The organism is Rhizobium sp. BK289 (assembly GCF_014193575.1).
Lineage (GTDB): Bacteria > Pseudomonadota > Alphaproteobacteria > Rhizobiales > Rhizobiaceae > Rhizobium > Rhizobium tropici_C.
Genome location: NZ_JACHZO010000006.1, coordinates 184,437 through 208,821 on the forward strand (window position 1 = coordinate 184,437; position 24,385 = coordinate 208,821).

Sequence of the window (24,385 nt, forward strand, 5' to 3'; positions counted from 1 at the left end):
GACGGACCGTTGTGCAGTGCTGTTTCGAGCCCTGTTCGGATTATCTTCGCTTTTTGTCAGCCTCCCGCTTTGAGTTCAGGTCGCCGTCAGAAATAGGCATCATAGCTGCCCGCTTGCAACGGGGAGCAATCGTGCGGCTCTTATTGATCGAAGACAATCCGGCTATAGGCAATGCCGTGCAGGATCATCTGCATGCGGACGGCTGGTCGGTCGACTGGTCGATCACTCTCGAATCCGCAACGGCCGCGGCCGCGTCGAGTAGGCATGATGTGGTTCTTCTCGACCTTCGATTGCCGGATGGAAGCGGCCTCGACATGCTGAGGCTCATGAAAGCGCGCGGCGATACGACGCCGGTCGTCGTCATGTCTGCCTATGATCAGCTCTCGGACCAGATGACCGCCATGAGCATCGGCGCCGTGGATTATCTGGTGAAGCCCTTTGCGCTCGCCGAGATGGCGGTCCGTGTGCGGAAGGCAGCCTCGCGCGGCAGCTTGAAGCGCATCCGCAATGTCAGCTGAGTCGCGGCTTTTCAGGATTGGGCTGACCTTGCCAGCCGCAGGACGTCGATCACGGCCAGGGCAGCGGCAAAGACCACCAACGACATGAGCCAGCCCAGAACGGCATCCGACAGGTAGTGCGCCCCGGTTATTACCCGCAGGACCGGCATCATGATCGAGATGATCGCGAGCGGAAGCCCGAGCCGGAGGCGCAGATGTGGCGGCAGCAGCAATATGAGGCAGAGCAGCCAGCCGCCGGACGACGCTTCTCCGGAAACGAAGGAGCAATTTCCAAGGCACTTACCGGCAAACGATCCTGCCTGGACGAAGTCGAGCGAACCGCCGAAGAGATCGGTGCTGCGCGGCCGCGGCCTGCCGGAATAGCTTTTAAGCAAGGTGTTCACGATGAGGCCGCAGCCGATGGTCAGCGATATCAATGCGGCGACATATCGATCCGTTATCGGCGTGCGCCATCGAGCGCCATGTTTGCGCCAGGATGAAATCAAACTCGCAACCAGGGTGACAGCGGCGATGTAGGGCAGGGCAAGCGTCACAGCCCGCACGATCTCGAGAAGAGGATTCTTGGCGAGTGCAAAGGCGCCACACACTTTGCCGGCTAGCGTGATCGACGCGCAAGGCGCCGCGGTGAAGACGCTCCTGGCGACGAGGAGATCGATAGCGGGGAAATGATAGAAGACGAACAGCAGCACCCACCAGAGCGTGAAGAGCGCCAGAAATGCGACGAAGGATCTGCTTACCGGGACCGTTCGTTTTGTATAGGCAATGGAATTATCGAACATCGGGAACGCCGGCCACGGTCTGAACAAGTTCAAAAGAGCGCCCGCCCGGGTTTGCAAAAAAAGCTGAGGCGGCCACTATCGAGTGTCCACTACGACAGAAGCCTGACAGCAGCCTGAAAGATCAAATGCTTAAGAAAATCGAACGGCACGACCAATGCCGGTCAGGTCGATCCTGACCGGTCGAACAGATCTCGACGTTGCCCTTGGTTGCGCTCTATTCGCCCGTCTGAAAATAGGCTTCCAGCCGATAGCCATCGGGATCGATGACGAAGGCGGCATAGTAGAACTGGCTGTAGTCCGGTCGGATGCCCGGCTTGCCGTTGTCTTCGCCGCCACTGGCGATGCCTGCGGCATAGAAGGCATCGACGGCAGCCTGGCTCGGGGCGATGAAACAGAAATGCAGGCCGGAGCCACGGTCGGCGGGCACGGGGCGCTCCACCTCGCTGACCCAGAACTGGGCGCGTTCCGCCCCATATCCGACCGTGCCGTCGAAATTGGTCAGACGTTCATAGCCAAGCGGTGCCAATGCAGCATCGTAGAACGCCTTTGCCCGCGCCAGATCTTTGACGCCGATCGAGATGTGGTCGAACATGAAAACCCGCTCCGTGTTGTCTGCGGAGTATTGCGAAGCCGCCCCTGGAAGATGCCAGCTTTCGAAGCCCGCAGGTTCAATTGGGTCTCACCATCTTGCAATGGTGATGGGAAGTCAACAAAGCGAAGCGACGGGTTATCGGATCGTTCGATCCAAATTTCCAATCGCGAATCGTCTGGGCGCTGTCGATCTTGATGAACTGCGCGGCGCCGGACATGGATTTGTCGGCGCCCGGCCGTAAGCTGATTTTTTTGAAACGATTGTCGATTTGCGAATGACTGCTTCGTCGTCAATATGAGCGGGCTTGTTAAGCGGCAATGGTGCCGGTGTCTCGCTTCCGGAGGATTTTTTCCATGCGTTTCATGTCTATCGTCACCTCTTCCCATCACATGGCTCCGACGCCGGAACTTGCCGAGGCCATGGGCAAGCTGGCCGATCGGGAGATCAAGGCCGGCCGCATGCTCGACACGGCCGGGCTGATGCCGCTTGCGACCGGAGCCCGCGTCACCATCAAGGATCGCAAGCTGAGCGTGATCGACGGCCCCTTCGTCGAGGCCAAGGAGATCGTCGGCGGCTATGCGATCTTCGAGCTGCAAAGCAAGGAGGAGGCCGTGGCGCTCGCGGTCGAGTTCATGCAGCTGCACAAGGATTTCATGCCCGGCTGGGAAGGCACATGTGAAGTGCGTGCCTATTTCGAGCCGGGCGCGGAGGGGGTATGCGATCCTCGCGCCGAAGCAAGGGCATGATGATTTCGGCCTGTCATCGGGGCGGGTGGCCGTGACGCCCGCCGGCACCCATCGGGCGATTCTGGCCGTCTGGCGGATCGAACAGCCACGGCTGATCACCAGCCTGGCGCGATTGCTGCGCGACGTACCGCTGGCCGAGGATCTCACTCAAGAAGCACTGATCGTGGCTCTGGAGCGATGGCCGGAAACGGGCATCCCCGAACGCCCTGGCGCTTGGCTGATGACTACCGCCAGGCGCCGGGCGCTCGATCATTTGCGCCGCCGCCGGATGCTTGACCAGAAGCACGAGTTGATCGTTCGGGAGATGGAGGAGGACGAGCGGATCATGCCTGATCTAGATACCCTTCTCGACGATGATATCGGCGACGAAATGCTGCGCCTGATCTTCACGGCGTGCCATCCGCTGATTTCGCGCGAGGCACGCGTGGCGCTGGCCTTGCGGATGATCTGCGGCCTGACGACGGAAGAGATCGCAAGGGCTTTTCTGGTGTCTGAAGCGACGATCGCCCAGCGCATCGTCCGCGCCAAGAAGACGTTATCGGAATCGGGGCTTTCCTACGAGACGCCGCACGGCGAGGAATTGTCGGAGCGCCTGGCCTCGGTGCTGGAGGTTGTCTATCTGATCTTCAACGAAGGCTACACGGCCGCACGCGGCGAGAACTGGCTTCGGCTGCAATTGTGCAATGAGGCACTGCGGCTGGGCAGGGTGTTGACCTCCGTCGCCCCGCTGGAGCCGGAGGCGCATGCGTTACTGGCCCTGATGGAACTGAATGCATCCCGCGTAGCGGCCCGGACGGACGCCGACGGCAACCCGATACTTTTGCTCGAGCAGAATCGCGCCCGCTGGGATCGCCTGCAGATTCGGCGCGGCTTGAAAGCGCTGAGGCGAGTAGAGCAGCTTAGGGGCGCCGACGGCCTTTATGCTTTGCAAGCCGCGATCATCGCATGCCATGCGAGGGCGAGGACATCGGATGAAACCGACTGGAGGCTGATCGCTGATCTTTACGCAGAGCTTGCCGAACTCACGCGTTCGCCGATCGTCGAGCTCAATCGCGCGGTTGCCGTCGGCATGGTCGAAGGTCCCGAAACGGCATTGGAGATCATTGAACGTCTTCGCGACGAGCCGGCGCTGAAGGGCTATCATCTTCTGCCGAGCGTTCGCGGCGATCTTCTTTATAAGCTTGGTCGATACGGCGAAGCGCGGCTGGCCTTCGAAACGGCAGCCACGATCGCTGAAAATCAAAGGGAGCGTGACCTGCTGCTGCGCCGCGCCGCCGAAGCCGCCGACGCGGAGAAGAGCTGATCCGCCCGGGAGGCGGATCAGCTTGTTTCAAGCTATTCTGCAGCCTGATAATTTGCGGCTCTCGCGGCGGATGAGCGCGGGCCGATGGCGGCAAGCAGCGTGATGGCAGCCGCGAGGATCGTCACGAAACCGATGCCGGCAATGTAGGGATTCCAGCCGAAGCTCGGTGCAGCGCTGAAGACGGCCGAGGCCGCTGCCAGGATAATGCCGCCGCCGATCTGGAAGGAGGCAAACAGCATGCCCGACGCCAGGCCGGATTCATCCTCGCCGACTTCGGACAGGGCCGCGACCTGGATTGACGGATAGGTCATGGCATAGCCGATACCGAGCAACAGCTGCGAGACGATAACGAGCACGATCGTATCGATCTGGCCGGCCGACAGCACCCAGAAAAGATAGCTGATGGCCTGCAATCCCACGCCGAAGGTCATCAGGAGCGTCGTTCCGCGGCTCTGGCCGATCGTGGCGAAGCGTGGCGCGAGGAACATGACGCAGGTCCCGCCGATGGCGAAAGCAAAACCCGTGGCAAAGGCCGACCAGCCGATGACGGTCTGATAATAGAGTGTCGCGATGAACTGGAAGCCGACATAGGCTCCCTGGTACAGCGCGGCAATGGCATTGGCATGGCTGAGCTTGGCACGCCGGAACATGGCGAGCGGCACCATCGGATCCCGGTGGCGGGACTCGACGACCAGGAAAAGCAGGATCAGAACGAGCGCTGCCACCAGAGAACCCCAGGTTGCAAATGCCTGCCAGCCATCGGCGGCGGCATTGGTGACGCCGAAGACGAAAAGCAGAAGGCCGGGTGTAATCGTCAATGCGCCGGCCCAATCGAAGGGAGGTCGCACGCCGCTTCTCTTGTGATCGGCGGGCAGGACGAGCGGCGCGACGATCAGCGCGAGGATGGCGATGGGAGCCCCCATGACCAGGGTCGCACGCCAGCTGATGATAGTCGCCGCACCGCCGAGCACCATGCCGAGCACGAAACCGGCGGCACCGGTGGAGGAGAAGACGCCGAGCGCCTTGGCGCGGGCGTTGCCTTCTCCGAAGACGGAGAGCAGGAGGGCAAGCGCGGCAGGGGCCGTGAAGGCGGCGGCGATGCCCTTGATCAGACGGGCGGCGATCAGGGTCGGAGCGCTATCGACGAACCCGCCGGCAATGCTGGCGGCGGCAAAGACGGCAAGCGACCAGAGGAAGACGCGGCGGTGGCCGAAAAGGTCGGCAACGCGGCCGCCAAGCAACAGAAAGCCGCCATAGCCGAGCACATAGGCGCTGACGGCCCATTGCAGCGAGGTGGCTTTCATACCTAATTCTGTCTGGATTGCGGGCAGCGCCACTCCAATGGTGGATACGTCCATGGCGTCCAGGAAATTGGCGGCGCATAGCAGCAGCAACGCCAATCCGGCCCCGCTTCGGGTTTGGGAAGAAGTCATCGGGATCGTTCCTTTCTAGGCTGCCGCCTCTTGGGAGGTTGAAAACGGCAGGGAACGAGAAAATGTACACCTTCAAACCCTATTGCAAATTGATAGTAACCATGTCAGGTATTACTGATAATGATGAATGATGCCACGCTTCGAAAGATCGATCTCAATCTGCTGCTCGCCTTCTCCGTGCTGATGCAGGAGCGGAATGTGAGCCGTGCGGCCGAGCGGCTGCTGCTCGGCCAGCCCGGGCTTTCTGCGGCGCTGCGCCGCCTGCGCGAGACGCTGGATGACGAATTGTTCGTGCGCGTCGGGCGCGGCTTGCAGCCCACGCCGCGGGCGCTGTCTATCGCGCCGGCGATCGAGGATGCGCTTTCCGGTATCGAGCGTGCCATCCGCCCGCCGGCGGCCTTCGATCCGGGAAGTTGGCAGGGGGAATTCCGCGTCGGACTCTGCGACAATCTCGAATCATCCTTCTTCGGGCCGCTGGCGGCGCGGCTGCGCCAGCTCGCGCCGAATGCCCGGCTGACCAGCGTTGCCTTCGACCGGCGTGATGCCGTGCGGCTGCTGGACGAGGGCGCCTTCGAATTCAGTATCTCCGTGCATGATGAGCCCGCTTCCTGGCATGTTCGCGCGCCGCTGTTCGAACAGGCTTCGCTCTGCATCTATGATGGCCGGCATCTCAAATGCGCGGCGCCGCTGAGCCTCAAGCATTTTGCCAGCGCGCCGCATGTGACTGTTTCGCTTGAAGGCTCCATATCCACCAGTGTCGATGTCGCTCTCGCGCGCCTCGGCCATCGCCGGCAAGTGGTGGCGACCGTTCCCCGCTTTTCGGCCCTGCCGACGACGCTACAAGCCATTCCCGCCATTGCGACGGTTCCCGAGGCGATTGCCCGCTGCATGGCGCAACTGCATGATCTTACGATTTCGGAGCCGCCTTTCGAGCTGCCGGCTGATCCGGTGACGATGCTCTATCGCCGCGTCGATCAGGCCGACAGCCGCTCGGTATGGTTCCGCCGCCTTTTCGTTGATGTCGTTAAGAAAGCGCTCGAGGCGAGCGGGTGCCGCATGGGTGTTTCCACGGATGCCTGCTGCTACGATCCGCCTGAACTCGCGGAAGCTGTTTGACCCTTCGAGCGGAGGCGCCATGATCCGTCGTACCTCGCGCCTTTCCCTGCGGATGCCGGAGGAGGGGGATATCGACTTTCTGACGGCCCTGTTCTTGCGGCCGGAAATGGTCGTCCATCGGCCGGATCCGAGGCCGGATTCTCCCAAAGAGAGTGCCCGGCGCCTGGCCCGTGACCGGGCACATTGGCGGCTGCATGGATTCGGGCGTTGGGCGATCGAAACGGAAGGGCGGCTGATCGGGTTCGGGGGCGTTACCGTTTCCACCGAATTCGAGGGGCTCAATCTCTCCTATCATCTGCATCCTGATCATTGGGGAAACGGCTATGCGACCGAGCTGGTGAGGGAGGCGCTGGCTTTCGCCCATAACGATCTGCAGGCGAAGCGCGTTATCGGGCTTGTACGCCCCGTCAATCTGGCCTCCCTGCGCGTGCTGGAAAAATGTGGATTCCATTTCGAGCGTGAAGTCATGCTGCATGGTGCGCCGACCCATCTGCTTTCCCATCGGCTGGCTGCGGCTGATATCGACGAGCCGACTTAGCCGTCCGGATAGGGCATGCCGTCCTTGTGCACGAAGCGTCCATCGGTGCTGGAGCTCATCATGTCGACATCCGAACAGGTAATTAGATCCGTGGGCGAGCGCGTGCCGGCCTCAAGATAAACAGCCGTCGTAGCCGATTTGTTGATCATGTGATGGCCGTTGCCCGAACCTTTCGGAAAGGCGGCACAATCGCCGGCGCGTAAGATGGTTTCACCATCATCCTCGATCAGCGTCAGTTCGCCCTCCAGTATATAGACGAATTCATCCTCCTCGGAATGCCAGTGCCGCTGGCTCGACCAGTTCCCCGGCGGCAGCCGCATCAGGTTGACGCCGAAATCCATGAGGCCGCCGGCATCGCCCAGCCGCTGGCGTATGCGCTCGGCGCAGGGGTCATTGAATGGGGCGGGATAACGCGTGCCTTTGACTTCGGGTATGGCTGCAATATCGATCTTCGGCATGATGATCCTGCCTGCGATTTGCCGTGGATGGATGTGCTGTCTCTGCAGAAGAGTCTACCAAAATTCGTCGCCACCAGTCCAGCAATGTATCTCGGTGGAGCATGGCAAACGGGGTTTAACTGTCTGTGTTGTCATCTAGTTGTCACCCGGTTGTCATCGTTCATACACATATGCGTTGTTTGAGCAACATGCCATATCTGGGTGCTGTCACATATGTTGAGGGCCTAGTTAAATCCTTGTCACGGGAAAATAGTAAATGCAGCTTACTAATCGAAGTGAGGCTTGTGCTTCGAATTAGGCACTGGAACTTGATGTCGAGCGACCCCCAGGTTCGTCCATCGCGCAAGTTCATTCGACGGATGGAGTTACCATGAACATCAAGAGTTTGCTTATCGGTTCTGCCGCTGCCCTCTGCATCGTATCCGGCGCACATGCTGCCGATGCCATCGTTGCCGCCGAACCGGAGCCGCTGGAATATGTCCGTATCTGCGACGCGTTCGGTGCGGGCTACTTCTTCATTCCCGGCACGGAGACCTGCTTGCGCGTCGGCGGCAAGGTTCGCACCGAAGGTCAGTGGAAGGATCCGTACAATCGCGCCAGCAACTTCGGCACCAAGTGGCATACCCGCGCCGAGCTCAACCTCAATACCGCAACCGATACCGAATATGGTCCGCTGAAGACCGAAACCATCGTGCGCTGGGATTGGAACGACGGCGGTTCCACCGGCACGAACCTGCTGTGGGCCTACATCAACCTCGGCGGCTTCAGCGTGGGCAAGACGGACTCGCAGTACAACCAGTTCATCGGTTACGCCGGCGACGTGATCCAGGACGACGTGATCTATGACGGCCCGTACGAGCTGAACCAGATCACCTACAACTACGACAGCGGCACGGGCTTCACCGGCGTCATCTCGCTCGAAGACAGCAACTCCGGAACGACGACCAGCGCCTATGGCGGAAGCTGGCAGCTCTCCAAGAGCGATCATTACGCTCCGAATGTTGTTGCCGGTCTCGGCTATAAAGCCGGCGCCTGGCAGTTTCGCGTGGTCGGCGGTTATGACTCCATCGTCGAAGAGGGGGCCATCAAGGCGCGCGTTGATGCCGATTTCGGCGTTTTCTCTGCCTTCCTGATGGGCGGGTGGAATACCGACGGCGACAAGCTCAACCAATATGCCGGTTCGAACCAGAACGTCTCGGCCTGCACGACTTCCGACGGCGTCGTTCACGGCGCAGATTGCGGCTGGGGTGACTGGGCAGTCTGGGGCGGCGTCGGCGTTCCGATCAACGACAAGCTGAAGTGGAACCTGCAGCTCGCCTATACCGATTCCAAGATCTTCGAAGCGACCACCAACGTCAAATTCAATCCGGTGAAGAACCTGCTCGTCGAGCCGGAGTTCACCTATGTTCACTATGATCTGCCGAGCGATGATAGCTTTTCGGGTATCCTCCGCTTCGAGCGAACCTTCTGAGGCTTTTGGTCTCGGCTGACGTTCACAGAAATGAGGCCCGGTCTTCGTATCGGGCCCCATCTGTCGTGACGGACGATTTCTGAATCTCCGTTCGCACCGCATCCTGCCGACCGGCACCGTGCGACGCATAGTGACCTCCAGCGCAGTCGTATCCAGACAGGCGTCGGTCACCCTTGGCAGTGGTCAAACAGCCGATAAAGGGAAGTCGGTTCGCTGTCATAAACCCAATGCTAATCAACGACTATCTCATTTTCGATAGCGCCCTTCGGCGCGACCAAAGGAAGCCCCATGAAGACGATCATGATACTTGCCGCAGTTGGAATGTTCTCCACGAACGCGATGGCCATGTCAGCCTATAATTCCAAGTCGATGACCTGCGCAGCCGTGCATGAAAAGATGGCTCAGGAAGGGTCGATCGTGCTGCGATATCCCTCACACCATCCGGGCCTGATGATGTACCATCGGACCGTCTCGAATTCGATGGCTTGCCTGGGGCAAGGCGCCATGGCCAGCGCCAGCGTGCCCACCAGCGACGATCCGAACTGCAAGATCAAGACCTGCAGCTTCGCGACCGGCAAGGGGCCGAACAAGAACCATTAGGTTGAGGAAAAGCCGTTTTCTTATAAAGCGAATGCCGGCGCGGCGGGGGCTTGCCGCCGGCTGGCGGGTTGAATTGATTACTGCCCCGCAAAGGGCAGGCACCCATTGTCGATCTGATTTCTGTCATCTCAACCGGATGTAGTGGTGTTGAAGCTGTGAAACCGCCTCTTTGGCCGGTTTCCGCAATTCCATTATGCGCTCGCCGCGTCGCTCATTGAGCTATCACAAGCTTATCGCTGCCGGATGGGAAGACGACCCGGAAAATGGCCGGTCTCCCCACGCCGATCTATTTCATCCACCTGAGCTGAAATCAGGCCGGGGCGTGGAGGCTTATCAATCGCAGACGCGGGTGCGGTACATATCGCCCCAAGCATTCTGGTGCCAGACCACATGGCATTGGGGATAATAAGCTGCCGGCGGTAAGTAGCTGGGTGCATAGGCGGGGCCGGCGTACATGGGCTCGGCATAGGCGTGAGGCGCGGTCGCACCGGCAATCAGAGCCCCGCCGATGACGGCGCCAGCGATGCCGGCGGCAAGGCCGCGGCCGAAATTGTTGTGAGCTTCAGCCTGGGAAGCGGTGGCAATTGACGTGCCTGCAATTGTCAAGGCGACCAGACCGGTGGCAACGAGCGTACGCATGGTGGTCCACATAGTCTTGATCCTTATGTCCAATAGGAGCGGCGCTTGGCCGCTGAGTACGATCAGACAATAGCGTGCCGAAGATTACCGCCGGACGTCCGTTGGGTTAAACCTTGGTAAGGTGGGGTGACTGGCGCTTGCCGGCATTTATCCTCGGAAGACATACGGGACGGCGATTCCAATTGAGCAGCTTCGCTTGCTTTGGATCTTCTTGATGCAATCGTTGCCGACCATAAGAATCTGGCGCACCCGACAGGATTCGAACCTGTGACCTTTGGAATCGGAATCCAACACTCTATCCAGCTGAGCTACGGGTGCATGCCTTGGGCGGTTTGAATCGCCTGTCCGATGGCTGGTTCTTAGCCCAGGAAAGGCTTGGCTTCAATGCGGAAAATTCAGGAAAGCGTGAGATCGGGCGTTTTGTTGGGATAAGGCCGCGGGCTTTGGGCGCGCGGCCTTGGTGTCATCGGCCGTTCCGGCTCATTCCTTCATCGCGCCGGGGCCGGGGGTGGCCTTCGGGGGGACCTTGCCGAGGATGATCATGCCAAGGACTTCGTCCTTGGTGACGTCTTCGGTGCGGGCGTGGCCGACGACCTGACCGTTTTTCATGACCGAGACGCGGTCGGCGAGGTCGAAGACATCGTGGATGTCGTGGCTGATGAGGAAGATGCCGATGCCTTCCTTCTTCAGCTGCTTGATCAGCTCGCCGACCTGCGCCGTCTCCTGGGGGCCGAGTGCCGCGGTCGGCTCGTCCATGATCAGGATGCGGGCATCGAAGAGGATGGCGCGGGCGATCGCGACCGACTGGCGCTGGCCGCCGGAAAGGGCCTTCACCGGCTCCTTGAAGCGTTTGAAGTTGGGGTTGAGGCGCCCCATGACCTCGCGGGCCTTGGCCTCCATCGCGACGTCATCGAGCGTTCCCCAGCGGGTCTGCAGCTCGCGGCCGAGATAAAGGTTGGCGGCGGCGTCGACATTGTCGGCGACGGCGAGCGTCTGGTAGATCGTCTCGATGCCGTATTTCTTGGCGTCGCGCGGGGTGCGGATATCGGCGGGTTCGCCGTTGATCAGGATATCGCCGCTGTCGCGCTTGTAGGCGCCGGAGAGAATCTTGATCAGCGTCGATTTGCCGGCGCCGTTATGGCCGAGAAGTGCGACGACTTCGCCGGGGTAGAGATCCACCGAGGCATTGTCGACCGCGTGGATACCGCCGAAGGAGATGGAAATGTTCTTCATTTCCACAAGCGGAGTGGTTTGATCCGTCATGGTTCAGAATTCCTTTTACTTGGCGCGCGAGCGGTAGACGATGTCGAGCCAGACGGCGATGACCAGGACGACGCCGACGACGACGTTCTGGATCGGCGTATCGACATTGGCGAGCCCCATGCCCGATTGCAGCGACTGCATGACCAGGGCGCCGAGCATGGCGCCGGCGATCGTGCCGCTGCCGCCGGCAAGCGAGGTGCCGCCGATGACGGCCGCAGCGATGGTGAAAAGCTCGTAGGTCGTGCCCTGCGAATTGGCGGCGGCGTTGAGGCGGGCCGTGGAGATAGCCGCGGCAACCGCCGCAAGCAGGCCCATCAGCGCGAAGATGCGTACCGTCACCCAACGGGTCTTGATGCCGGCGAGTTCTGCCGCTTCCGGATTACCGCCGATCGCGAAGACGTAACGGCCGAAGCGCAGGCGGGTGGCGATGAAGGTCATGACAATGCCGATGCCGACGGCGATCAGCACGGGCACGGCAATGCCGTAGGGGATATCGAGCCCGGTTTCCGGCCAGGGGATATTGTGCTCGGTCGCGTATTTCTTCGCGATGCCGACAGGCCAGTAATAGATGTTGAAGACGTAGATCGTCACAAGGACGAGGGCTGAGCCGAGGACGGCGAGGAAATATTCCGCCCAGAGCGGCCGGCGCGGGAAGTTGAAGCGCTTGCGCTGGTGGCGCCCGCCGACGATGCCGAGAACGATGAACAGGCAGGCGAGCCCGCCGAGGATCCAGCTCCATGTCGCACCGATCGAGCCCTCAGCGCCGCCGCCCATGATGCGGAAGGTGGCATCGAGCGGGGCAACCGTCTGGCCGCTGGTGACATACCAGGCAAGGCCGCGCCAGGCGAGGAAGCCGCCAAGGGTGACGATGAAGGAGGGAACATTGAAGAAAGCGATGATCACACCCTGGAAGGTGCCGAGCAGCGTGCCGACGGCGAGGCCGCAGAGCAGCGTGATGACCCAGGTCCAGGAGCTGTCGAAGCCGAGATAGGCCGGCAGATATTTCGCCTGGACGACGCCCATGACCATGGCGACGAAACCGAGCAGCGAGCCGACGGAAAGATCGATGTTGCGCGTGACGATGACGAGCACCATGCCGGTGGCAAGTACCGCAATTTCACAGGTCTGGACGGAAAGGTTCCAGAGATTTCGGGGCGTCAGGAACAGACCGCCGGTATAAAGATCGAAGCCGATCCAGATGATCAGCAGTGCGCCGACCATGCCGAGCAGGCGGGTATCGATTTCGGTGGCACGCAGGAAGCGCGTGATGACGCCTTCCTCTGCATTGCGCGGACCGCTCGATGTTGTGGAATGCGTCAGGTCGGCCATCGCTTTGCCGTTCTCCCACTGTTGGGCGCAGGCCAGCGAATGCTCTTTCTCGATCGCTGGGCAGTATCCGCGCTGGTCACAATAGACGTCATCGCTCGCCCATCCGGGTTTCCCGGTTCCACGACCGCCATCCGGCAGGCCGATCGGATATGCGATGACGCAACACATGCGGGAAGCCTTGTCCCTCCATTCTGGGTGGAGTTGCGGGCCTCTTATCCGCATTCGACGCCGCAACGGAGAGCCCCTTGCGGCGTCGGCATTATCTTCGGGTCAACCCGTCAGCCAGATGCTTACTTGCAGGCAGCGACGCTGCCGGCCTTGACGCCCTGGCAGGCTTCAGCCTTGCTGATCCAGCCGGCGTCGATGACGACGTTCAGGTTGTCCTTGGTGATCGGGATCGGGGTCAGGAAGACCGACTTCATCGCAACGTGCTTCGGGCCGCCGTTGAAGGTCTGGACGCCTTCGATCTGGTCCTGGGTCTTGCCGCCGGCAAGAGCGATGGCGATTTCAGCAGCGCGCTTGCCGAGTTCGCGCGAGTCCTTCCAGACCGAAACGGTCTGCGTGCCGAGCGCGATGCGGTTCAGAGCTGCCTTGTCGGCGTCCTGGCCGGAAACCGGAACGGAACCGGCGAGGCCCTGGGCGTCGAGTGCTGCGACAGCGCCGCCGGCGGTGCCGTCGTTGGAGGCGACGACCGCATCAACCTTGTTGTTGTTGGCGGTCAGGAACTGCTCCATGTTGCGCTGCGCGTTCTGCGGCAGCCAGCCGTCCGTGTAGGCTTCACCGACGTTCTTGATCTTGCCGGCGTCGATGGCGGACTTCAGCACTTCGATCTGGCCGGAGAAGAGGAAGTCGGCATTCGGGTCGGACGACGAGCCCTTGATGAAGACATAGTTGCCTTCCGGCTTTGCCTTCAGAACTTCGCGAGCCTGCATGCGGCCCACTTCCTTGTTGTCGAAGGTGATGTAGAAGGCGGCCGGATTTTCGATCAGGCGGTCGTAGCCGACAACCGGAATGCCTTCGTCGGCAGCCTTCTCAACGGCCGGGCCGATGGCGTCGGAATCCTGCGCCAGGATGATGAGGGCATTGGCGCCCTGCGAAATCAGCGACTCGACATCAGTCAGCTGCTTGGAAGCAGACGATTGGGCGTCGGCGGAAATATATTTGGCGCCGGCTGCTGCAAGCGCCTTCTTGATGGCTGCTTCATCGGTCTTCCAACGCTCTTCCTGGAAATTCGACCAGGAAACGCCGACGACGAGATCCTTGGCGAATGCGGCCGTCTGCATGGTCAAAACGATGGCCGCGCCCGCAGCCAGCTTGATGAAAGCTTTCATGTGATCCTCCCGATTGAATGCGACCGCACGTATCCTGAACTCCCGTCGGCCGCGGCGAAAATGCTGACAAGAAAAGCTTTGGACTTTTTTCTCGACAGTCGAGAAATTTAGTGTCAGAGATTTTTTCAGCTGTCAACACCCGCGCCGCCAGGTTTCATCGGTCGTCCGAAAAAGCTATCAGGGGCTGCGGAGGAGGAGGGTTGAATGAGCAGGGAGTTTGCCGATGCTGGCCAAATCGAGCACCGAATTGGTCCGTCAAAAGAACAGCGCCTTGGTCTTGTCGGCGCTGCGCCGGCACGGCCCGCTCGCCCATACGGAGCTCTCTGATTTCACGAAGCTTTCCTCCGCGACCGTGTCGGTCATCACGGCCGATCTCGAACGGGCGCAGATCATCGAAAAGGCCGAGCAGCAGGCGGCCAGCGGCCGCGGGCGGCCGCGTGTTTTGTTTTCACAGCGGCGTGACTGCGGCTATCTGATCGTCGTCGTCATCTCGTCGGATGCCGTGCAATATTCCCTTGTCGATTATACCGGACGCCTGATCGATCGTTTTACCGAGGATCGGCAGCAGAATGTCGTGGGTGTCGACCGTTTCGTGGCAGGATTGCGCGATGCCTTGGACCGGATCGTCACCCGTTCGCAATTGCCACGCGACAAGGTGCTGATGATCTCGATCAGCAGCAAGGGGCTCGTCGATACCTCGGAGCCGGTGCTGCGCTGGTCGCCGATCTTCGGGCGTGAGGAAATCGATTTCGCCGCCGTGCTTCGCGACGAATGGTCGGCGCAAGTCATTCTCGGCAACGAAACACTGCTGGTGGCCGCAGCCCTCGGGCGGCAGGAGGAAATCAGCACGCATGGCGGTTTCCGCGCAATGGCGGCGCTCTCGCTTGGTCATAGTATCGGGCTCGGCATCGTGCGCCGGGATCAGGAAGGCAATCATCATATATCGGCGCCGAATTTCGGGCATATGATGCATGTGCCGGGCGGCGGCCTTTGCCGCTGCGGCGCGCGCGGCTGCATCGAGGCCTATGCCGGTTTTTACGCCATGCTGCGCACGGCCTTCGATGTGCCGCTCGACACGATCCCGGCGAAGTTCGTTCCGATTGCCGAGCTGGATAAGATCGCCGCGAGCGCGCGTCATGGCGGACGCCGCAATGTGCTGGCCTTCCGTCAGGCCGGTCTGGCGCTCGGCAATGGTCTTTCGCGTGTGTTGAGCCTGCACGAGCGGATGCCGATCGTCATCACTGGGCCGGGCGTACGCTACTATGATCTGCTGATCGAGGGCATAACAGAAGGCCTGGCGGAATCGCACGTCGTGCGCATGGAAGGCATGCCGGAGCTGCGGGTCATCGCCGACGAGCCGACGCTTGTCTTCGAAGGGCATCTGAACCGCGCATTTTCGATCATCGACAATGATATCGTGAAGAGGGGAGCCTCGGTCGTCGAGCTGCGCGATCAGGCGGGTTGAGAGGTGAGGGCGGGGCAAGGCTTGGCAATGCGGCTGGCCGCAGGGTCGTCATCCCGATCAATCTGACAGGCCCAAGGGCTGTTCGTCTTCGCGGACCTGAAGAATACGGTCGATCAGCCCCCATTCCAGAGCCTCTTCCGCCGTCATGAAGTGGTCGCGATCCATGGCGCGTTCGAATTCTTCGTAGGAGCGTCCGCAATGCTCGGCATAAAGCCGCGTCATGCGATGCTTCGTTCGCCTCATTTCTTCCGCGTGGATAAAGATGTCCGATGCCTGTCCCTGGAATCCGCCCAATGGCTGATGAATATGGATGCTGGCATTTGGAAGCGCGGTGCGCTCACCCGGCTGGCCGGACATCAAGAGGAAGGAGCCCATCGAACGGGCGGTTCCCATGCATAGCGTATGCACCGGCGCGCGGATGTAATGCATGGTGTCGTACATTGCGAGACCGCTGGTCACGACGCCACCGGGTGAATTGATGTAGAGATGGATCGGCCTCTTGGGATTTTCGGCTTCCAGGAAAAGCAGTTGCGCGCAGACGAGGGCGGAGACGTCATCGTTCACCTCGCCATTCAGGAAGATGATTCTCTCGCGCAGCAGGCGGGAATAGATGTCGAAAGACCGCTCCCCTCTGCTGGATTGTTCGACAACCATGGGGACGAGTTGCATCGCTTCGCGCATCGGCGAACTCCAATGTTCTTGAGATTTGAGGTGTGGTCGATGCCGTCAGGCGGCGCGCATGACGGTCAGGCTGTTATTGTTTGCCGCAGCCTTTTCAGCCGTGCGAAGCCGTACATCATCCAGTTCGTGGATGATTCGCAGGCTCGTGCCGCCATTCGCATTCGGGGCTATCCTGAAGGTTACGGTACTTTCGAGGAATGGTGGTGCGTCGTCACGCAGGCGGTAGCGCACCTCTTTACCCGGTGTGACGGAGATTGCCTGAGGATCGGCCAGGGCTTCGTTCGGCAGCCAGTTTTCGCGAAGTTCGGGGGTGCTGACCGCGCGCCAGACCTTCTGGGGAGGCTCATCGAGATCGTACTCAAGTTGGACGCCAGGTTTTCGCAGAGCTGTCTTCAGGTCATTCATTGATCCATATCCTTCAGCAACACCTTGAGAGCTTCGATGCGGGCGGGCCAGTAGGCGCGGTATTTCGCCAGCCATTGCGCGATGAGGGCCAGCCCCTCCGGATCGACTTCATAATTCACGAACCGCCCCTGCCGTTCTTCCCTGACCAGCCCGGCGCCCCGCAGAACGGCGAGATGCTGGGACATGGCCGGTTGACTGATATCAATGCCTTCGCGCAGAGCGCTGGCGTTCATGCCGCCCGCAGCCAGCTTTTCAAAAATGGCGCGCCGGGTCGGATCCGCCAAAGCCCGGAATATCTCGTTCTCTATCATGAGAACAGATAAGCATGTACTTATGTGATTCGCAAGAAGTTTCGGTGAGGGAACGGCGCAACCTCGAAGGGCAGAGATGCTTGGGCCTTGCTGCCAAAGAAAAAGTCCGCCGCGAAGCGATTCGCGGCGGACTTTTGGGAGGATTGTATTCCTGCGGGAATAGGGGACTGCTTAGCCGATCTTTACCAGACGGCCTTCCTTTACCGACTGCAGGGCGGCATCCGCCAGCTTCAGTGCGGCAAGACCATCGGTGCCCGAGGGGGTGATGGTGGCACCCTTTTCGATCGCGGCGATGAAGCTCGCGATCTCGTTGGCATAGGCTTCGGTGTAGCGCGTCATGAAGAAATCGTGCAGAGGCGGGCGGGTGTAGCCATCGCCGTTGGCGACTTCGATCGAGAAGGGGCGCTGGTTTTCGGCCGATACCATGCCCTTCGAGCCGTGAATCTCGATGCGCTGATCGTAGCCATAGGTGGCGCGGCGGGAGTTGGAGATGATCGCCTGCTTGCCCGACGCGGTCTGGAGGATGACGGAAACGCTGTCGTAATCGCCGGCTTCGCCGATCGCCTTGTCGACCAGCACGGCGGCGGTGGCGGTGACGGCCACGGGCTCTTCGCCGAGCAGGAAGCGGGCCATGTCGAAATCATGGATGGTCATATCGCGGAAAATGCCGCCGGAGCGCTTGATGTAATCGACCGGCGGGGCGCCCGGATCGCGCGAGGTGATCGTCACCATTTCGACCGTGCCAATGCGGCCTTCGTCAATGGCCTTCTTGACGGCCATGAAATGCGGATCGAAGCGGCGGTTGAAGCCGACCATCAGCTTGCCCTTGGTTTCATTGACGACCTTGATGCAGGCCTCGACACGGGCGACGTCGAGATCGATGGGCTTTTCGCAGAAGACGGCCTTGCCGGCGCGAGAGAAGCGCTCGATGAGATCGGCATGGGTATCGGTTGGTGTGCAGATGACGACAGCATCGATATCCTTGGCCGCCTCAATCGCCTCGATGGTGCGTACTTCGCAGCCATAAGCGGCCGAAATGGCTTCCGCAGCCGCCGGAAAGGCATCCGCGACAGCGACAAGCTTGGCGTTGGCATCGCCGCTAACGGCCTTCGCATGCACCTTGCCAATGCGTCCGGCGCCGAGCAGACCAAATCTGACAGTCATTTTTACCTCCCTGGATTCGGAACAAATGAGCCGAATATCAATTTCTTCGGAATTTTCATTCCATTTTCCCGGGAAGCCGTCAAGCCGCCCGGACTTCACAATTCCGAAAATCATAGCGCCCTGCCGGCATATCCGGAATTTGCCCGCGACACCTTATTTTATCCAGGCGCTTCACAATTTTCCCGATGATGCGCTAAAGACAAGTCTTCTTGAACAGGCAAAAGAGACCCATGCAACTGATCGATCCCAGCCACCCACTCTATAAACCGCTTTGGGTACGCATCCTCATCGTGGCCGTCTGTTTTGGCTGGGCAGCCGTCGAAATCCTTGGCTCGCAGCCGTTCTGGGCGATGCTGTCGGGTGCGCTCGGCGCCTATTCGGCCTGGATGCTGCTTCTGAATTTCAAGCCGCAGCCGCCTGCGGCAACCAGCGACGCGCCCGCGCAGGATGATGCCGCCGGAGATGACGAGCCCACCGAAGACAAGAAATAATCATTGCCTGAGGCGGCGGATGGCTTCGTCGATCAGCTGATTGGCAAGCGTCATGCGGGTCGTTGCCTGTTCGCGGAACAGGGCTGCGACGCTATCGGGATGATTGGCCTTGGCGAAGCTGCGGCGTTTTTCCTGCAGGGCTTCACGTGTGTGTTCGAGAGTGATTGCGAGTTCCGCGGCGATCTCTTCCCGTGACGTCCGGCTCAGATATTCCGGCATGGTTGGCGGCTCCGGCTCTTGCGGCGCGGATTCGGGTTCCGGTTCAGGCGGGATGATCGTGTCGCCGAGATTGTCGCGATAGGCTTCGTCGGGCCGATGGGCGTCCGGCGTCTCGCCGCCCAGCACCGTCGCGGCAAAGCTGACGTTCAGGCCGCGGATGCGATGTGCGGCCTCTTCCTCTTCCGCAGGCTCCTCTTCGCTGTCGAGGCGATAGAGCACGGATTGAAACAATGATTGCTTGAACAGCATGCGTGGTCTCCACGCCACGTTTCATAGGAGCGGAAGTTGGCGCGGAGCTTATGGCGCCAGCGCTTCTTCGTTCAGCTCAGCGAGAGATGCCGGCTCTCTTCCAGGATCATGTCGTGTAGCAGCCGTGCGCTCGGCGGCATGGCGCGTTCGCGGGCGGTGATGAGGCTGTAGGGCCTTACGTCGATATCGAAATCGATCGGCAGGATAGAGGATTCGCCGGCCTGGGACGTTTGCCCGCAGATGAATTGCGCCATGTCGAGGGCAACCGGCGCGATCGCATCCGTCTTGCAGACCACGGCCAGCGTCAGCAGCAGCGACGAGGTGTTGACGACGTTTTCGGGCAGGGGCACGCCGGCGGCGAGAAAGATGTCTTCCACCTTGCGGCGAAGCAATGTGCCCGGCGGTTGGAATACCCAGTCGTAACCGGCCAGATCGTGCAGGCTGGCCACACCTTTTTCAAGCAGCGGATGTCCGTTGCGAACCACCAGGCATGCCTTTTCGACACCGATTTCGTGGGTGGTAAAGAGGCGCGGATCGAGGTCGTCGGGAATGCGGCTGATGATGAAGTCGTGACGGGCCGCCAGCAGCTCGCGCGCGAGCACATTGCTGTTTTCCACTTCGATGTTGATCTCGATGCCCGGATAGGTGCGTGTCACGCGCTGGATCGCCGGCACGACAAGGCTGATCGCCGGCGCGGTCACAGCCCCCAAAAAAACGGAGCCGCCCTTGCCCGTTCGCAAAGCGCCAAGCTCCCGACCTGCCTCGCGCAGCTCCAGCAGGATCTTGCGCGCCCGTTTCGCGAGCGCAAGGCCGAATGGGGTCAGCACGACGCCCCGGGCGACGCGCTCGTAGAGCGGACTTTTAACAATCGACTCCATTTCGGAAAGCATGCGCGAAGCCGCAGGTTGTGACATGTTCATGGACTCAGCGGCCGCGGAAATTTGCCCGTGATCCTCGATCGTAACGATCATTCGCAGGTGATTGAGCTTCAAACCGGCTTTCAGCAACGTGTCGTCGCGAAAATTGTCGGAATGAATCTCAATGCCTTCGCTCAAATAATCGTTATATATTTTCTCCATGGCGGCCAAATTTCCCCTTCATCGGCAAAAAAGTACTATTTTTTAACATTATATCAAACTTGGTATATGTTTTACCAGTTATTCTATTTGACAGTTATACGAAATCATACGAGTTTGCCGATCGTGCGCTGGTTACAGCTCACAAACCGTGAGAGCGTGGAGGAGACCTACTTCGTTTCTCACAATTAGAAGTAAACCATTCCTTCTACGGAACCTGCCGCAGTTTCGGGCGGGCATTTTTTGTCCGCCGCATTAACAACAAGGGAGAGAGTAATGAAATCCATTATCTCATTGATGGCTGGCGCTGCGTTCGGCGTCGCTACGCTGGTGGTACCTGCCTTCGCGGCGGATAAAGGCACGGTAGGCATCGCCATGCCGACCAAGGCTTCGGCCCGCTGGATCGATGACGGCAACAATATCGTCAAGCAGCTCCAGGCTGCCGGTTACGGCACCGATCTGCAGTATGGCGATGACGACATTCCGAACCAGCTCTCGCAGATCGAAAACATGGTCACCAAGGGCGACAAGGTTCTCGTCATCGCTTCGATCGACGGCACCACGCTGTCCGACGTCCTGCAGAAGGCTCACGATGCCGGCATCAAGGTCATCGCCTATGACCGCCTGATCCGCAACAGCCCGAACGTCGACTATTATGCGACCTTCGATAACTTCAAGGTCGGCGTCCTGCAGGCAAATTCGATCGTCGACGCTCTCGGCCTCAAGGATGGCAAGGGTCCGTTCAACATCGAGCTGTTCGGCGGTTCTCCGGACGACAACAACGCCTTCTTCTTCTATGACGGCGCAATGTCGGTCCTGAAGCCGTACATCGACAGCGGCAAGCTGGTCGTAAAGTCCGGCCAGATGGGCATGGACAAGGTCGGTACGCTGCGTTGGGACCCGGCAACGGCCCAGGCTCGTATGGATAACCTGCTGTCGGCTTACTACACCGATTCCCACGTCGATGCCGTTCTGTCGCCGTATGACGGCCTGTCGATCGGTATCCTCTCCTCGCTCAAGGGCGTTGGTTACGGTTCCGGCGGCGTGAAGCTCCCGATCGTTACCGGCCAGGACTCCGAAATTCCGTCGGTCAAGTCGATCATCGCCGACGAGCAGCACTCCACGATCTTCAAGGACACCCGTGACCTCGCCAAGGTCACCGTCAACATGGTCAACGCGCTGATGGAAGGCAAGACGCCTGAGGTCAACGACACCAAGACCTACGACAACGGCGTCAAGGTTGTTCCGTCCTACCTGCTGACCCCGGTCGCAGTCGACAAGACCAACTACGAGAAGATCCTCGTCGAGGGCGGTTACTACAAGGCTGATCAGCTGAAGTAATTTTCCAACATAGCGGTCAGGGCTCGCCGAAACGCGGGCCCTGGCTTTGATATTTAAGACGATCGCGCGGTCTGCTATGTTCGATCGCGGCGTTGGATACGGACAATGGACAATACCATCCTCGAAATGCGGAGCATTACCAAGTCGTTCCCCGGTGTGAACGCCCTGGAAAATGTCAATCTGAAAGTCCGTCAGGGCGAGATACATGCTTTGGTCGGCGAAAATGGAGCCGGCAAATCCACTCTCATGAAGGTGCTCTCGGGCGTTTACCCGGCCGGCACCTATGACGGCGACATCTACTATGATGGTGCGGTTCGCCAGTTCAGGACCATCAAGGATTCCGAAGAAATCGGCATCATCATCATCCATCAGGAGCTGGCGCTCGTGCCGCTGCTGTCGATTGCCGAAAATATCTTCCTGGGCAATGAAGTCGTCGCCAATGGCATGATCAATTGGCAGGAAACCTTCACCCGCACCAAGCAGCTCCTTGCCAAGGTCGGCCTCAAGGAATCTCCGAACACGCTCGTGACCGACATTGGCGTCGGCAAACAGCAGCTCGTCGAGATCGCCAAGGCCTTGTCGAAGAGCGTCAAGCTTCTCATTCTCGACGAGCCGACGGCATCGCTCAACGAAAGCGATTCCGATGCTCTCCTCAATCTCCTCATGGAGTTCCGCAACCAGGGCATCACCTCGATCATCATCACGCACAAGCTCAACGAAGTGCGCAAGGTGGCCGATCAGATCACGGTGCTGCGCGACGGCATGGCGGTGAAGGCACTGGACTGTCACGAGGAAGAGATCAGCGAAGACATCATCATCCGCAACATGGTGGGGCGCGAGCTCGCCGACCGCTATCCGCCGCGCTCGGTGCCGATCGGAGAGACCATCTTCGAAGTCAGGAACTGGAATGCGTTCCATCAGCAGCACCGCGATCGTCAGGTTCTGCACAACATCAACATCAATGTGCGCAAGGGCGAAGTGGTCGGTATTGCCGGCCTGATGGGTGCGGGACGCACCGAATTCGCCATGAGCGTCTTCGGCAAGTCCTATGGCCACAAGATCAGCGGCGAAGTCCTGGTCGATGGCAAGCCGGTCGATACCAGCACCGTTCGCAGGGCGATCGACGCCGGCCTCGCCTATGTGACGGAAGACCGCAAGCAGCTCGGCCTCGTTCTGACGAACAATATCCTGCACAATACGACGCTTGCCAATCTGATGGGCGTCTCTAAGGGAACGGTCATCGACGACGTACGCGAGCTGCAGGTGGCGACGAATTATCGCGCCAAACTGCGCATCCGTTCGTCCGGTGTTTTCCAGGAAGCAGGCAATCTGTCCGGCGGCAACCAGCAGAAGGTGGTGCTGTCGAAGTGGCTGTTCTCGGATCCGGATGTCCTGATCCTCGACGAGCCGACGCGCGGCATCGATGTCGGCGCCAAATACGAAATTTATTCCATCATCAACCAGCTTGCCGCCGACGGAAAGGGCGTTCTGATGATCTCATCGGAAATGCCCGAGCTTCTCGGTACCTGCGACCGCATCTACGTCATGAATGAGGGTCGAATCGTTGCCGAGCTGCCGAAGGCAGAGGCAAGCCAGGAGAGTATCATGCGCGCTATCATGCGCTCAGGGGAGAAGCATCAATGAGTTCGGCCAACCCAGCCACGGAAAGCAGCCACGTCGTTTCGATCGGCGACCACATCCGCAACAACATCCGCGAATACGGCATGCTGATTGCGCTCGTCGTCATCATGCTGTTGTTCCAGTATCTCACCAACGGCGTTCTGTTCAGGCCGCAGAACCTGACCAACATCGTGCTGCAGAACTCGTTCATCGTCATCATGGCGCTTGGCATGCTGCTGGTCATCGTGGCCGGGCATATCGACCTGTCGGTCGGTTCCGTCGTCGGCTTCGTCGGCGCGGTTGCGGGCGTACTGGTCGTGCAGATGCATATGAACCTGGCGCTTGCGACGGTCATTTGTCTTCTGATGGGGGCCGCGGTCGGGGCCTGGCATGGATATTTCATCGCCTACCACCGCATTCCGTCGTTTATCGTCACGCTCTCCGGCATGCTGGTCTTCCGCGGCTTGACCTACACGATCATCAACACGACCGGCAACGGCAGCAGCATCGGTCCGTTCCCGCCGGCGTTCCAGATCGTCGCGACCGGCTTCGTTCCCGATTTCATCGATATGGGCGGCATCCGTTCGACATCGATCTTCCTGACGATCGCCATCCCGATCGTCATGTTCCTGCTTGCATGGCGCCGCCGCAGCGTTAACGAGAAGCACGGCATCGATGTCGAGCCATTCGGCTTCTTCGTCGGCCAGAATATGGTGGTTGCCGCAGCGACCATCTTCATCGGTTACCAGATTTCCTCCTACAGAGGACTGCCGAACGTTCTGGTTCTCATGCTGTTGCTGATCGCGCTCTACAGCTTCGCGACGCAGCGCACCACGATCGGCCGCCGCATCTATGCCATGGGCGGCAATGAGAAGGCGACGAAGCTTTCGGGTATCGATACCCGCCGGCTGACTTTCTACACCTTCATCAACATGGGTATTCTTGCCAGCATCGCCGGCATCATCATCGCCACGCGCCTGAATTCGGCAACGGCCAAGGGCGGCGACGGCCTTGAGCTCGACGTGATCGCGGCCTGCTTCATCGGTGGCGCTTCGGCCTCCGGCGGCGTCGGCAAGGTGACGGGTGCCGTTATCGGTGCCTTGATCATGGGCGTGCTGAACCAGGGCATGTCGATCCTCGGATACCAGACGGACTCGCAGAAGATGATCAAGGGTGCAGTCCTGCTCGCCGCCGTGTTCATCGACGTCTACAACAAGAACAAGGGCTGATCGCTCAAGCGACCAGCC

26 protein-coding genes and 1 tRNA gene are annotated in these 24,385 nt (G+C 60.0%); 12 read left to right on the forward strand and 15 right to left on the reverse strand.

The annotated features are described in order from the left end of the window. The first annotated feature begins 131 nt into the window (after positions 1-131). Entirely contained in the window at positions 132-518 is a 387-nt protein-coding gene (locus tag FHT84_RS13745) for a response regulator (RefSeq protein ID WP_183762925.1), read from the forward strand. An 11-nt stretch (positions 519-529) separates the two neighbouring features. On the opposite strand, the gene FHT84_RS13750 is transcribed toward FHT84_RS13745, so the two are convergent. Together FHT84_RS13750 and FHT84_RS13755 are read right to left on the reverse strand one after the other, a co-directional pair. Continuing rightward, positions 530-1,297: a phosphatase PAP2 family protein gene (locus FHT84_RS13750; RefSeq protein ID WP_112340371.1), complete on the reverse strand. Its 768-nt coding sequence runs from the start codon at positions 1,295-1,297 to the stop codon at positions 530-532. 214 nt (positions 1,298-1,511) lie between these two features. Next, positions 1,512-1,889, reverse strand: a complete 378-nt coding sequence (locus FHT84_RS13755) for a VOC family protein (protein WP_112340370.1) — start codon at positions 1,887-1,889, stop codon at positions 1,512-1,514. A 353-nt stretch (positions 1,890-2,242) separates the two neighbouring features. Between FHT84_RS13755 and FHT84_RS13760 the strand changes: the two genes are divergently transcribed. Beyond that, the gene (locus FHT84_RS13760) at positions 2,243-2,635 is read left to right on the forward strand and encodes a YciI family protein (protein ID WP_113250552.1); all 393 of its coding nucleotides are present in this window, start codon (positions 2,243-2,245) and stop codon (positions 2,633-2,635) included. 31 nt (positions 2,636-2,666) lie between these two features. Beyond that, the gene (locus FHT84_RS13765) at positions 2,667-3,938 is read left to right on the forward strand and encodes an RNA polymerase sigma factor (RefSeq protein WP_112340561.1); all 1,272 of its coding nucleotides are present in this window, start codon (positions 2,667-2,669) and stop codon (positions 3,936-3,938) included. Positions 3,939-3,970: 32 nt separating this feature from the next. Here FHT84_RS13765 and FHT84_RS13770 read toward each other — a convergent pair whose 3' ends face one another. Next, the gene (locus FHT84_RS13770) at positions 3,971-5,371 is read right to left on the reverse strand and encodes an MFS transporter (protein WP_112340367.1); all 1,401 of its coding nucleotides are present in this window, start codon (positions 5,369-5,371) and stop codon (positions 3,971-3,973) included. Positions 5,372-5,491: 120 nt separating this feature from the next. Here FHT84_RS13770 and FHT84_RS13775 point away from each other — a divergent pair, with 120 nt between their 5' ends. Further along, positions 5,492-6,487, forward strand: coding sequence for a LysR family transcriptional regulator (locus FHT84_RS13775; RefSeq protein WP_112340366.1), 996 nt, complete (start codon positions 5,492-5,494; stop codon positions 6,485-6,487). Between the two features lie 19 nt (positions 6,488-6,506). After that, positions 6,507-7,025 (forward strand): GNAT family N-acetyltransferase, encoded by a 519-nt coding sequence (locus FHT84_RS13780; RefSeq protein WP_112340365.1) that lies wholly within the window; start codon positions 6,507-6,509, stop codon positions 7,023-7,025. Here the strand turns inward: FHT84_RS13780 and FHT84_RS13785 are convergent. After that, positions 7,022-7,483: a cupin domain-containing protein gene (locus tag FHT84_RS13785; protein WP_112340364.1), complete on the reverse strand. Its 462-nt coding sequence runs from the start codon at positions 7,481-7,483 to the stop codon at positions 7,022-7,024. The two genes, FHT84_RS13780 and FHT84_RS13785, sit on opposite strands and share 4 nt — an antisense overlap. Positions 7,484-7,853: 370 nt before the next feature. On the opposite strand from FHT84_RS13785, the gene FHT84_RS13790 reads away from it, so the two are divergent. Then, entirely contained in the window at positions 7,854-8,954 is a 1,101-nt protein-coding gene (locus tag FHT84_RS13790) for a porin (protein WP_112340363.1), read from the forward strand. Between the two features lie 288 nt (positions 8,955-9,242). Next, positions 9,243-9,554 carry a hypothetical protein gene (locus tag FHT84_RS13795; protein ID WP_112340362.1) on the forward strand — a complete coding sequence of 104 codons (312 nt, stop codon included), beginning with the start codon at positions 9,243-9,245 and terminating at the stop codon, positions 9,552-9,554. Positions 9,555-9,887: 333 nt separating this feature from the next. On the opposite strand, the gene FHT84_RS13800 is transcribed toward FHT84_RS13795, so the two are convergent. The 5 genes from FHT84_RS13800 to xylF all read right to left on the reverse strand — a co-directional run bounded on the left by FHT84_RS13800 (position 9,888) and on the right by xylF (position 14,116). Beyond that, positions 9,888-10,205 (reverse strand): hypothetical protein, encoded by a 318-nt coding sequence (locus FHT84_RS13800; RefSeq protein WP_112340361.1) that lies wholly within the window; start codon positions 10,203-10,205, stop codon positions 9,888-9,890. A gap of 229 nt (positions 10,206-10,434) precedes the next feature. Beyond that, a tRNA-Arg gene (locus tag FHT84_RS13805) sits at positions 10,435-10,511 on the reverse strand. Positions 10,512-10,673: 162 nt separating this feature from the next. After that, complete coding sequence (locus tag FHT84_RS13810) at positions 10,674-11,456, reverse strand: ATP-binding cassette domain-containing protein (RefSeq protein ID WP_112340578.1); 783 nt, start codon at positions 11,454-11,456, stop codon at positions 10,674-10,676. Between the two features lie 15 nt (positions 11,457-11,471). Next, positions 11,472-12,785 (reverse strand): sugar ABC transporter permease, encoded by a 1,314-nt coding sequence (locus FHT84_RS13815; protein WP_112340721.1) that lies wholly within the window; start codon positions 12,783-12,785, stop codon positions 11,472-11,474. Between the two features lie 290 nt (positions 12,786-13,075). Beyond that, entirely contained in the window at positions 13,076-14,116 is a 1,041-nt protein-coding gene (gene xylF / locus FHT84_RS13820) for a D-xylose ABC transporter substrate-binding protein (RefSeq protein ID WP_112340579.1), read from the reverse strand. A gap of 223 nt (positions 14,117-14,339) precedes the next feature. On the opposite strand from xylF, the gene FHT84_RS13825 reads away from it, so the two are divergent. Beyond that, complete coding sequence (locus FHT84_RS13825; RefSeq protein WP_112340580.1) at positions 14,340-15,581, forward strand: ROK family transcriptional regulator; 1,242 nt, start codon at positions 14,340-14,342, stop codon at positions 15,579-15,581. Between the two features lie 57 nt (positions 15,582-15,638). Here FHT84_RS13825 and FHT84_RS13830 read toward each other — a convergent pair whose 3' ends face one another. The 4 genes from FHT84_RS13830 to iolG form a co-directional block, all read right to left on the reverse strand. Continuing rightward, positions 15,639-16,262, reverse strand: a complete 624-nt coding sequence (locus tag FHT84_RS13830) for an ATP-dependent Clp protease proteolytic subunit (protein WP_112340581.1) — start codon at positions 16,260-16,262, stop codon at positions 15,639-15,641. A gap of 45 nt (positions 16,263-16,307) precedes the next feature. Beyond that, positions 16,308-16,667, reverse strand: coding sequence for an SRPBCC domain-containing protein (locus tag FHT84_RS13835; RefSeq protein ID WP_112340582.1), 360 nt, complete (start codon positions 16,665-16,667; stop codon positions 16,308-16,310). Beyond that, a complete protein-coding gene (locus FHT84_RS13840; RefSeq protein WP_112340583.1) occupies positions 16,664-16,978 on the reverse strand; it encodes a metalloregulator ArsR/SmtB family transcription factor in 315 nt (104 codons plus the stop codon). Before FHT84_RS13840 ends, FHT84_RS13835 begins: the two co-directional genes overlap by 4 nt. Positions 16,979-17,149: 171 nt before the next feature. Then, positions 17,150-18,142: an inositol 2-dehydrogenase gene (gene iolG / locus FHT84_RS13845; RefSeq protein ID WP_112340722.1), complete on the reverse strand. Its 993-nt coding sequence runs from the start codon at positions 18,140-18,142 to the stop codon at positions 17,150-17,152. A 230-nt stretch (positions 18,143-18,372) separates the two neighbouring features. Here iolG and FHT84_RS13850 point away from each other — a divergent pair, with 230 nt between their 5' ends. Then, the gene (locus tag FHT84_RS13850; protein WP_112340584.1) at positions 18,373-18,633 is read left to right on the forward strand and encodes a hypothetical protein; all 261 of its coding nucleotides are present in this window, start codon (positions 18,373-18,375) and stop codon (positions 18,631-18,633) included. Here FHT84_RS13850 and FHT84_RS13855 read toward each other — a convergent pair whose 3' ends face one another. Then, positions 18,634-19,101 (reverse strand): hypothetical protein, encoded by a 468-nt coding sequence (locus tag FHT84_RS13855; RefSeq protein ID WP_183762927.1) that lies wholly within the window; start codon positions 19,099-19,101, stop codon positions 18,634-18,636. Positions 19,102-19,172: 71 nt separating this feature from the next. Next, entirely contained in the window at positions 19,173-20,180 is a 1,008-nt protein-coding gene (locus FHT84_RS13860) for a LysR family transcriptional regulator (protein WP_112340586.1), read from the reverse strand. A gap of 273 nt (positions 20,181-20,453) precedes the next feature. Between FHT84_RS13860 and chvE the strand changes: the two genes are divergently transcribed. From chvE to mmsB, 3 genes are all read left to right on the forward strand, one after another. Next, a complete protein-coding gene (gene chvE, locus FHT84_RS13865) occupies positions 20,454-21,518 on the forward strand; it encodes a multiple monosaccharide ABC transporter substrate-binding protein (protein ID WP_112340587.1) in 1,065 nt (354 codons plus the stop codon). Between the two features lie 105 nt (positions 21,519-21,623). Continuing rightward, positions 21,624-23,162, forward strand: a complete 1,539-nt coding sequence (gene mmsA / locus FHT84_RS13870) for a multiple monosaccharide ABC transporter ATP-binding protein (RefSeq protein WP_112340588.1) — start codon at positions 21,624-21,626, stop codon at positions 23,160-23,162. Beyond that, on the forward strand, positions 23,159-24,367 hold the full coding sequence (mmsB, locus tag FHT84_RS13875) for a multiple monosaccharide ABC transporter permease (RefSeq protein ID WP_112340589.1): 1,209 nt from the start codon (positions 23,159-23,161) through the stop codon (positions 24,365-24,367). The genes mmsA and mmsB overlap by 4 nt, the downstream gene beginning before the upstream one ends. The last annotated feature ends 18 nt before the right edge of the window (positions 24,368-24,385 follow it).